General features: G+C 61.1%; 8 protein-coding genes and 1 tRNA gene. 5 read left to right on the top strand and 4 right to left on the bottom strand.

The features are described from left to right. Positions 1 to 191: 191 nt before the first annotated feature. Positions 192 to 458, bottom strand: a complete 267-nt coding sequence (locus E3T46_RS05245; protein ID WP_134441469.1) for a type II toxin-antitoxin system RelE/ParE family toxin — start codon at positions 456 to 458, stop codon at positions 192 to 194. Further along, complete coding sequence (locus tag E3T46_RS05240; RefSeq protein ID WP_092448772.1) at positions 455 to 673, bottom strand: TraY domain-containing protein; 219 nt, start codon at positions 671 to 673, stop codon at positions 455 to 457. The genes E3T46_RS05245 and E3T46_RS05240 overlap by 4 nt, the downstream gene beginning before the upstream one ends. 115 nt (positions 674 to 788) lie before the next feature. Between E3T46_RS05240 and E3T46_RS05235 the strand changes: the two genes are divergently transcribed. The 4 genes from E3T46_RS05235 to E3T46_RS17765 all read left to right on the top strand — a co-directional run bounded on the left by E3T46_RS05235 (position 789) and on the right by E3T46_RS17765 (position 3,794). Then, on the top strand, positions 789 to 1,259 hold the full coding sequence (locus tag E3T46_RS05235) for a GNAT family N-acetyltransferase (protein WP_134577730.1): 471 nt from the start codon (positions 789 to 791) through the stop codon (positions 1,257 to 1,259). A gap of 324 nt (positions 1,260 to 1,583) precedes the next feature. Continuing rightward, positions 1,584 to 2,696 carry an FUSC family protein gene (locus E3T46_RS05230; RefSeq protein ID WP_134577729.1) on the top strand — a complete coding sequence of 371 codons (1,113 nt, stop codon included), beginning with the start codon at positions 1,584 to 1,586 and terminating at the stop codon, positions 2,694 to 2,696. Positions 2,697 to 3,403: 707 nt separating this feature from the next. Further along, on the top strand, positions 3,404 to 3,577 hold the full coding sequence (locus E3T46_RS05225; RefSeq protein ID WP_134577728.1) for a CsbD family protein: 174 nt from the start codon (positions 3,404 to 3,406) through the stop codon (positions 3,575 to 3,577). Positions 3,578 to 3,629: 52 nt separating this feature from the next. Next, a complete protein-coding gene (locus E3T46_RS17765) occupies positions 3,630 to 3,794 on the top strand; it encodes a DUF2207 domain-containing protein (protein WP_146070591.1) in 165 nt (54 codons plus the stop codon). A 772-nt stretch (positions 3,795 to 4,566) separates the two neighbouring features. On the opposite strand, the gene E3T46_RS05215 is transcribed toward E3T46_RS17765, so the two are convergent. Both E3T46_RS05215 and E3T46_RS05210 read right to left on the bottom strand, forming a co-directional pair. After that, positions 4,567 to 4,638 (bottom strand) — tRNA-Arg (locus E3T46_RS05215). Positions 4,639 to 4,660: 22 nt separating this feature from the next. Next, positions 4,661 to 5,326: an iron ABC transporter ATP-binding protein gene (locus tag E3T46_RS05210; protein ID WP_134577726.1), complete on the bottom strand. Its 666-nt coding sequence runs from the start codon at positions 5,324 to 5,326 to the stop codon at positions 4,661 to 4,663. 41 nt (positions 5,327 to 5,367) lie between these two features. On the opposite strand from E3T46_RS05210, the gene argS reads away from it, so the two are divergent. Then, complete coding sequence (argS, locus tag E3T46_RS05205) at positions 5,368 to 7,044, top strand: arginine--tRNA ligase (protein WP_134577725.1); 1,677 nt, start codon at positions 5,368 to 5,370, stop codon at positions 7,042 to 7,044. Position 7,045: the final 1 nt, after the last annotated feature.

The raw sequence follows: 7,045 nt of genomic DNA, 5'->3' as shown, positions 1-7,045 counted from the left end.
ACCGAACTCAACAATCGACCCCGCAAAACACTCGGCGGCATCACACCCGCTCAAGCGATGCAACGACTATTGTCAGAGCCAGAAATACCCATCGTTGCGACGACCGGTTGAATTCGCCAACCCTCTGCGGGACACGTCTCGTTTCGCTGGCAATATCGAACTTGGCGCGTCGAGCGGCGCCGTTGCTGTGTTTAGAGCCTGTTGTAGACCTCGCGACGATGTGCAACCTCGACAATGAGGATGAGAATTTGATCGTCGTCAATATTTGTGAGGATTCGGTAGTCGCCGACCCGGTAACGCCAGAATTCTTCGTTAACGAGCTTTTTACCGAGCTGGCGCGGATTGTCTAGTACGGAAAGCTTCTGCTCAAGAAAATCACGAATCCGTTTCGCGGCGGCCGAGTCGAGTTTCCTGACCTGCTTCGCTGCCTTCGGGGTGAATCTGATCGTGTAGCTCACACAGGCCAGACCACATCGGCTAGGTCAATGGCGTCGTCGTTGGACTGAGTGAATTCCTCGAGCGCATCCTTGGCCAAGAGATAGTCTTCGTTCTCGTCCAGATACTGGGTCAATGCTTCGGTCGCATAAAACGTTTTCGACCGCCCAGTGCGCTCCGACAGATATTGCAGGCGATGATCCGTTTCATCGTCAACGCGGAGATTGATTTGCGGCATATGGCATCCCTCCTCAGAGTGCTATACAAATATAGCATCAGATGGGGTCGCATAAACCGAATCTGCTTCGACCAGGAATCGTTGGCCGGCGACACTTGTCTGGAAGAATTGACGGATGACTGTGACCCTTCAGCGAATCCTCACCAGCGAGTTCCCAGCGTGGTTGGACCGCAGCTGCACCGAATACGTAAGTGATTTGGTTGCCCAGGGTGGAACGCATGAGGAAGCGCAACGCAGAGCCGTCGAGAGCATGGCTCGTTTGTTCCCGGATGGTGCTCCGAGCCCTGGCAATGAGGTCTTTCACGTCATGAACAAGGCGGGTGCCGCAGTGGGATACCTGTGGATCGGACAGGACGTCAGCGCCGATCCAGGGGCGTGGTGGGTCTGGGACGTTGTCATCAACGTTGACCAGCGTGGTCAGGGTTTCGGGAGAGCGGCAATGCTCCTCGGCGAGGAATACGCACACTCACACGGAGCGCAGTCTCTCGGCCTGAGCGTCTTCGGATTCAACACCGGCGCCCGGGGGCTTTACAACTCGCTTGGGTACGAAACAACTTCGGTGAAGATGCTCAAGAAGCTCACCTGAGCGTTCCGAAAGAGATAGCGAGCCGCATGACTCCAACTGCCACCTTCGTACTGGTCACCCTCGGCGTGATGGCGATGTCCGTTGCTATTGCCGCATGGCGTCGCTGCAGGGCAACGGCCCGAGATAGGCGCCCGTAAACGGAACGTCGAGAGCGACAGATCTGGGTCCAAACTACTTGGCGGCCGAGTTCGCCGACGTTGTGTCACAGGGGAACGATGACCGGGCAACTCGAACGGAGTGCACTGCCTGGAAATTCCCCGGTTCGGTCGGTACGGTAACGAAGCAACGAACGCCCGGTGGGCACGGTGATCGAATGGAACAATAATGACAGGCACCACGCTGGCACCAGTTATACGCACGGCGTGGCAGCTGAAATCGCAGATAACCAGGTCGCGCATGCTGCAGGCCGGCAAAGCCGCAGTAGCCGTCGGCATTTCATGGTCAATCGCTCCGTACTTGCCCGGGGTCGCCGACAACTACCCCTACTACGCACCTCTCGGCGCCCTCGTGAGCATGTATCCCACGCTCATGGGCTCGGTTCGGAATGCTCTGCAGACCCTCGGCAGTCTCGCAGTCGGAATTGTGCTCGCCGCGGCTGTGCTCGTCTTCAGCCAGCCGAACGTGGTGACGATTTCGGTCGCCGTCGGCATCGGCGCGCTGATCGCCGCGACAGGGTGGTTCGGCAACAACCGCGAATACATACCCGTGACGGTCTTGTTCGTGCTGATCGTGGGGGGGCCCGATGCCGACTCTTATTCCATCGGCTATGTCGTGCAAATCAGCCTCGGCATCGTCGTCGGGCTCCTGATCAACATGTTGGTCTTTCCCGCGCTGAACCTCAATGCCGTGGGCCAGAACCTCTCGAACTATCGCTCAGCGCTAGCCGATCACCTATCCGAGGTCGCCGAAGTCGTCGCCGAGAACTGGCCACCGGAGCGGGAGGGCTGGGCGTCGCGCAATGACTCGCTCGTCAACCTTTCCAGCGGGTTGCGAACATCGCTGCAGCAGGCCGACGAAAGCCGCAAAGTCAATCCGCGGGCTCGAATCCACCGCCACCGAGACCTGAGCGCCGACTACGAGGACCTTGCTGCGCTCGAAACCATCGCCTTTCACGTGAGGGACCTCACGGAGGTGCTGGCCGGGGCAGTGTGGGGCACCCCGATCAAGGTGCAACTGAGAGAGGACTTGCGCCCGTCGGTGAGCCTGGCGCTTGACGCGCTGGCTGCGGCGCTGCGTGATTGGGATTCGGGAAATAAGGATCTGACGGCGCACTCCGCTGCTGCGGATGCGGTTGCGTCCCTCATGGCCGAGCTTGACGACATAAAGGACTCCACTCCGGCGACGTCGATGGGGGCCGCGATATCCATCGCGATGGATATCACCCGGGCGCTCGCAGCCCTACTCTCCCGCCTCGAAGGTCCGGCGACTGATGACTAGTTGCGATGCCTTGACGCCAGGGCATTTTGACTTTCGCATCGTTCCCTGGCTAAATGACTATTCGCTTCGATGGGCACCACCTGTGGTGCGGGTGAGCACCACTGTTGAGATGCGTGATTCGCACTGTTCAGCACCATTGTCGGTGTCATTGAGCGCACTTCCGGACGATCGGTGGCTCTGAACCGCACAATTGGGTGGCTCTCACAGCCTCAAATAGTCAGTGGTCCTGAGCCACACCACGACTGGGACTCTGCGCCACGATCAGTGGGGCCCAACCGCACGATCGGGTGGGGCTCAACCGCACGATCGGGTGGGGCTCAGAGGCTCTAATACTCAGCTAAATTCAGAAGCATTTGTTGCCCCATCGTTGCTCATTGTCAATGCGGGTATTTTCCCCATAGTAGCGCTGGGTGGTAATCCTTCGATTCCCGGGCGAAGTACGGGCGCGGGCGTTCGCACAAAACGGCTGTCGCTGGTCCACAATGACGGCATCCCTCCGCGCCCGGTCCCGACCGCTCAACGCGCCACGCTCGCTCGCATGGGCGGGATTCTCAGCACGGGGTGCGTCACGACCGCGGTGCCGGTGTCCAGCTCATTGTTGCGACCCTGGCGCGAGAGTACCGTCATCGGAAAGAGGCTCGTCCGGAATGCTGAAGATCCGATTAGCCGGCAACCTCACTATCTTCGAGTGACGTGAGGTGGAAACAATGAGTGAGGCCGACAAAATCAGGAACGCGGCTGAAAAGGCCGGAGGAAAGCTCAAGGAGAGCGCAGGCCAGATCGCGGGGGGCAAGTCGCTCGAGACTGAAGGCAAAACCGATCAGGCCAAGGCGAGTCTCAAGCAGGCCGGCGAACAGGTGAAAGACGTGTTCAAGGAATAGCGAACGTGCCCCGTATGCTGGGGGGTCCGGGGAACATAGGAAAGGAAACACCATGAACATGCTGTTTATCGTCGTCGCCATCATCGCGGTCGTCCTCCTGCTGACTGGCGGTTTTGTGCAGTCGCTGAATTTCTTATTGTGGGTTGGCATCATTCTCTTGGTGCTTGCGGTGATTGCGTTCCTGGTGCGTTCGATGTCTGGTCGCCGAGGCGCGTAAAGGACAGCGCTCAAAGTGGTTCGCATGGTCATCCTTTAAGGCCTAAACCTTCGGGGGTCGCCGGTACAAAATCTGTCAGCCCGACCACAGGGCCGTTCGAGAAACTCTTCACGACACGGTCCGGTCGAAACAAAAAGAAATCGCTCCTGAGGCTTCTCAGGAGCGATTTCTGGTTTAAGGGGTTTCCGGGACTTTTTTGGTTAAGAGATTTGATTGTGTCATCACTACCTGATCATTTTGACCCTTTCGGGGCCGCTGAGCCGGCCCTGTCGTCCGAGGCGCTGAGGTCGGTTTCGGTCCCTCCCGATCGTCCGGGATCGTCCGGGATCGTCTTGCGCACCTTCTGGATATGAGCATCCACGACGACTACCCAACTTCTCCTCCCATCGACGACTGGGCTGGAGCCTCTGATGGACGTCCACGAGCTGGCGGCATACCTGGGCATCCGGATCTCCACGGTCTACGACTGGCGGGTGCACGGCAAAGGCCCCACGGCCTACCGGTTCGGCAAGACCTGAAAAGCGTCCCGTAAGCCGGACCTCATACGGGAACGCCCCCGCCAAGACAGGGCCCCGCACACCGTCTGAGCGAATTTGTCCCGTTTGACCTGTCGCGTAAGGAAATCCCGCCAAGGCACGTCAACTGCGACAGGCTGAGGACCGCGTTCGGGTCACGTCTGCTCATGACAACGACATGACTTTCAACGAACTTGATAGCCGGATTGTCCGAAGTAGGTGGCAATAGTCCGAACTGGACTGTCACGTGACAGATGTGCCCCCAGGCAGATTCGAACTGCCGCCCCTGCCTCCGGAGGGCAGTGCTCTATCCCCTGAGCTATGGGGGCCAGGGTGATTCAAGGTTAGCAGCTACCCGAGGTGACCGAGCACCGCCGACATGAGGCGCTCGGAGTCGCCCGGCTCGATGAAGGCTGGCGAGCTCAAGGTGACCCAGTAGGTTCCCGTGAAGACCTGTGCCTGGCCGCTGCCGGCGGCGGCGTATTCAAAGAAGCCGTCGACGGTCGGCGGGGTTCCGTAAGTGGGCACGGCCTGGCTGTCGGCATCCGCTTGCTGCTTGAGCGTGGTCATCAAGACGTCGTTCGGCGCCACCAGCGAGAGCTCGATGAGCTCGCCACTAGTCTGGTTCGAGTAGCCGCAGGCGAGTCCGTTGTAGTCAAGCGCAGACTCGGCCAAGCCACCGGCGGCTGGGGCGAAGCTCGGCGCGGTGCCGTAATTCGGGTTGAAATCGTAGAGATCCTGCAGGGTGAGCAGCTCATCGCAGGCTCGCTCGATCGGAGAACCGGTCGCTTCCGGGGTCGGCGTCGGCGATGACGAGGGCGCTGCACTCTCGGTCGGTTCAGCGGATGCCGTGCTCGTCGCCGCCGCAGAATCCGTCGGTGTCGGCTCGTCGCCACTGGCGCAGCCGCTCAGAACGAGCGCGAACAGAGCGCCACCGGCGAGCACCAGGCCTGCCCGACGCCGCGCAAAGCGAGGAACGGTGCGGGCAAATGAGGGGTAGACGCGGGTATCAGTCACGTGTTGACCTTACCAACAGGAGGGGCCGGTACGATTGTTCAGTGACTCCTGCCGAACTCTCCCAGTCCCTTTTCGATCTCATCCAGGACGTCAGCGAACGCCGACGCGAGGCTGACACGGCAAGGGTAGACCTCGGACTCACCCTCGCCGACGTCGCCGTCGAACGCCCGCGCAATCGCGACCACGGTGACTGGGCCTCGAGCATCGCGCTGAAGATCGCCAAGCCGCTCGGCGCCAACCCGCGTGAAATCGCCGCGGAGTTGGCCGCCGGTCTCGAACAGCTGAGCGATGTCGCATCCGTTGAAATCGCCGGCCCCGGCTTCATCAATATCCGTCTCGAGGCTGCGGCGGCCGGCGCGCTCGCCAGGACCATCGTCAACCTGGGCGAGGTCTACGGCACCGGCCACCTCTACGACGGTCTCAAAATCAACCTCGAATTCGTCTCGGCCAACCCCACCGGCCCGATCCACATGGGCGGCGTGCGCTGGGCCGCGGTCGGCGACAGCCTCGCCCGCGTACTGCAAGCCGAGGGCGCCGACGTCACCCGCGAGTACTACTTCAACGACCACGGCTCGCAGATCGATCGCTTTGCCCGCAGCGTGCTGGCGAGCTACCTCGACGAGCCGACTCCCGAAGACGGCTACGGCGGAGCGTACATTGGCGATATCGCGGCCAACGTGCTTGCGAAGTACGACGGCGACGTCGCTGCCCTGCCCCGCGACGAGCAGCAGGAAGTGTTCCGCTCGATCGGTGTCGACCTCATGTTCACCGAGATCAAGGACAAGCTGCACGGTTTCGGCGTCGACTTCGACGTGTATTTTCACGAAGACTCGCTGCACGAATCCGGCGCCGTCAACCGCGCCATCGAACGCCTCCGCGAACAGGGTCATATTTTCGAAGCGGATGGCGCCATCTGGCTGCGCACCACCACCTTCGGCGACGATCGTGACCGGGTGATCATCCGCTCCAACGGTGAACCCGCCTATATTTCGGGCGACCTCGGCTACTACCTCGACAAGCGTGAGCGCGGATTCGACCAGTGCCTGATCATGCTCGGCGCCGACCACCACGGTTATGTCGGCCGCATGATGGCGATGGTGTCAGCCTTCGGTGACGAGCCCGGCGTGAACCTGCAGATTCTGATCGGCCAGATGGTCAACCTGCTCAAAGACGGCGAACCGGTGCGCATGAGTAAGCGTGCCGGCACCATCGTCACCCTGGACGACCTCGTCGACGCCGTCGGTGTTGATGCCGGCCGCTACGCCCTGGTGCGCTCGAACAGCGACTCGCAGCTCGATATCGACCTCGACCTGCTCGGCAAGAAGACGAACGACAACCCGGTCTTCTATGTGCAGTACGCCCACGCCCGCACCTGCTCGGTCGCCCGCAATGCGGCAGCGAGCGGCGTCGAGCGCTCGGTGTTCTCGCCGGAGCTGCTCGTGCACGACAGCGAATCCGCGCTGCTCGGCGTGCTGCAGGAATACCCGCGCATCGTCGCCCAGGCCGCCGAATTGCGAGAGCCGCACCGCGTCGCCCGCTACATCGAAGAGGTCGCCGGCTACTACCACCGCTGGTACGACAACTGCCGCGTCATCCCGCTCGGCGAGGAACCGGTCACCGACCTGCACCGCACCCGTCTGTGGCTCAACGACGCGACCAGCCAGGTGATCCGCAACGGCCTCGACCTGCTCGGCGTCACCGCCCCGGAGCGTATGTAAT

It is taken from the genome of Cryobacterium sp. Hh11 (genome assembly GCF_004404045.1).
In the GTDB taxonomy this organism is placed as follows: domain Bacteria; phylum Actinomycetota; class Actinomycetes; order Actinomycetales; family Microbacteriaceae; genus Cryobacterium; species Cryobacterium levicorallinum.
This window is presented reverse-complemented; position numbering and strand designations above follow the sequence as displayed.

Coding starts and splice junctions, on each gene's coding strand:
- E3T46_RS05240 (WP_092448772.1), bottom strand. CDS start 673: ATGCCGCAAATCAATCTCCGCGTTGACGATGAAACGGATCATCGCCTG.
- E3T46_RS05235 (WP_134577730.1), top strand. CDS start 789: ATGACTGTGACCCTTCAGCGAATCCTCACCAGCGAGTTCCCAGCGTGG.
- E3T46_RS05230 (WP_134577729.1), top strand. CDS start 1,584: ATGACAGGCACCACGCTGGCACCAGTTATACGCACGGCGTGGCAGCTG.
- E3T46_RS05225 (WP_134577728.1), top strand. CDS start 3,404: ATGAGTGAGGCCGACAAAATCAGGAACGCGGCTGAAAAGGCCGGAGGA.
- E3T46_RS17765 (WP_146070591.1), top strand. CDS start 3,630: ATGAACATGCTGTTTATCGTCGTCGCCATCATCGCGGTCGTCCTCCTG.